We start from the raw sequence: 1,744 nt of genomic DNA on the forward strand, positions 1-1,744 counted from the left end.
TTTTGGTGCCGGGCAAATTGCAGCATACCCATGGCCAGATCCATCCTGGGCCGGTTATCAGTGAGGTACGCAGACTGTCCAGCGGGGAGGGCAGTGTTGCAACATGAGCCTGATCCCTGTTCATAATCAGCTTGTCCGGGCAGGCCTTCAACCTGACTCTACCGACATTGTGACAACAGGCCGGGCAAACGCCCGGGCCAAGCAGCGTATCGCTGACAATTTCAGCCGGGCTGCTGACGGTTATGATCAGGCGGCCATACTACAGAAGCGGGTTGCTGCGCGGACAATGCTGGGGTTACCGGCGCAGCTCATCTCAGAACCGCCCGGGCCAGAACCGCCGGGTGCAATAGGCTTGCAGGCTTCCCAATGCATTCTTGACCTGGGCACCGGAACCGGGTTGCACTCACTGACGCTGGCGGAACGATACGACGATGCCCTGGTTATCGGTATGGATCTGGCCATGGGTATGCTGCAATTTGCCCGGCACCAAAACACCCACCCCCGGGTTGCCTGGTGCTCTGGTGATATTGAGGCCATGCCATTGCAGGCCAGCGTTGTCGATCTGGTCTATTCCAGTCTGGCTATTCAATGGTGCAGCTTTGCCAGGGTGCTTTGCCAGGTCAGCAGAGTACTGAAGCCTGGCGGGACTTTTGTCTTTTCTACCCTGGCGCAAGGCAGCCTGAAAGAGCTGGATAGGGCATGGTGCCGGGCAGGAGCGAAGGATCGGGTTAACCGCTTCGACACTTTTGCGACTCAGAAACAGTGCTTGAAGGCCAGTGATCTGGTTTGCCGGGCTTTCTCACTGAAGCCTGAAACACTGTTATATCCGGACGTGATCACGCTGTTACGCAGTTTGAAGGCTCTGGGGGTTAACACCGTATTGGCCGGTAAAGGTGGCCTTTTGACCCGGCGGAAACTCGAAGTACTGAAGCAGGCTTATGAAAAAAAACGACAGCCTGAAGGGTTGCCCTTGACCTATCAGGTCATCTATGGCGTCTTGCAGAAACCAGATATTTAAGGGCAGTCGATAAATGGGGAAAACGTATTTTGTCACCGGTACGGATACAGATGCCGGGAAAACCGTCGTCACCTGTGGGCTGCTTGAGGCGGCTCGCATACAAGGGTTAACGACCCTGGCCTTAAAACCCGTTTCAGCGGGATGTCACCAAACGGAAAATGGTTTGCGCAATCAGGATGCATTGGCACTGATGGCGGTCATGACGCTTGCCCTGCCTTACGAACAGGTCAACCCCCTGGCCTTGGCACCTGCCATTGCCCCCCATATTGCGGCAGAGGAAGCCGGTGTGCGAATGACCCTGGATCGACTGGCGGGTTACAGCCGCGGGGCCCTGATGCGTAACAATGACCTGGCGCTTATCGAAGGCGCCGGTGGCTGGCGGGTGCCACTGAACTCGCGGGAGATGATAAGCGGACTGGCAAAAGCGTTGAATACCCCTGCCATATTGGTGGTTGGCATGAAGCTGGGTTGTATCAGCCATGCTTTACTGACAGTGGAAGCCATTCTCCGTGATGGTGTCAGGTTGGCAGGCTGGGTGGCGAATCAGCTGGACCCTGATATGGGCCGCTGTGATGAAAACCTGGAGACCCTGAGGCGTATGATTCCCGGACCTTGTCTTGGCGTGGTGCCTTATCTTGAGGATGTCAGAGTCGGTCAGATTGCCAGGTATCTGGATATTTCACTGCTGGCTTGATTTATCCGAAACCTGTCTTGTCTACCAGGTAT

Annotated in this window: 2 protein-coding genes; both read left to right on the forward strand. The window is 55.8% G+C overall.

Annotated elements, in window-relative coordinates; translation table 11 throughout:
* Window positions 1-103: 103 nt before the first annotated feature.
* A complete protein-coding gene (gene bioC, locus KDK14_RS05770; protein ID WP_257264064.1) occupies window positions 104-1,018 on the forward strand; it encodes a malonyl-ACP O-methyltransferase BioC in 915 nt (304 codons plus the stop codon).
* 13 nt (window positions 1,019-1,031) lie between these two features.
* The gene (bioD, locus tag KDK14_RS05775) at window positions 1,032-1,712 is read left to right on the forward strand and encodes a dethiobiotin synthase (protein WP_257264065.1); all 681 of its coding nucleotides are present in this window, start codon (window positions 1,032-1,034) and stop codon (window positions 1,710-1,712) included.
* Window positions 1,713-1,744: the final 32 nt, after the last annotated feature.

Origin of the sequence: Endozoicomonas sp. ONNA2 (assembly GCF_024606365.1) — a bacterium.
Classification (GTDB): domain Bacteria; phylum Pseudomonadota; class Gammaproteobacteria; order Pseudomonadales; family Endozoicomonadaceae; genus Endozoicomonas.

Excerpts from the sequence above, each read along its gene's own strand:
- bioD (WP_257264065.1), top strand. The coding sequence starts at position 1,032 with ATGGGGAAAACGTATTTTGTCACCGGTACGGATACAGATGCCGGGAAA.
- bioC (WP_257264064.1), top strand. The coding sequence starts at position 104 with ATGAGCCTGATCCCTGTTCATAATCAGCTTGTCCGGGCAGGCCTTCAA.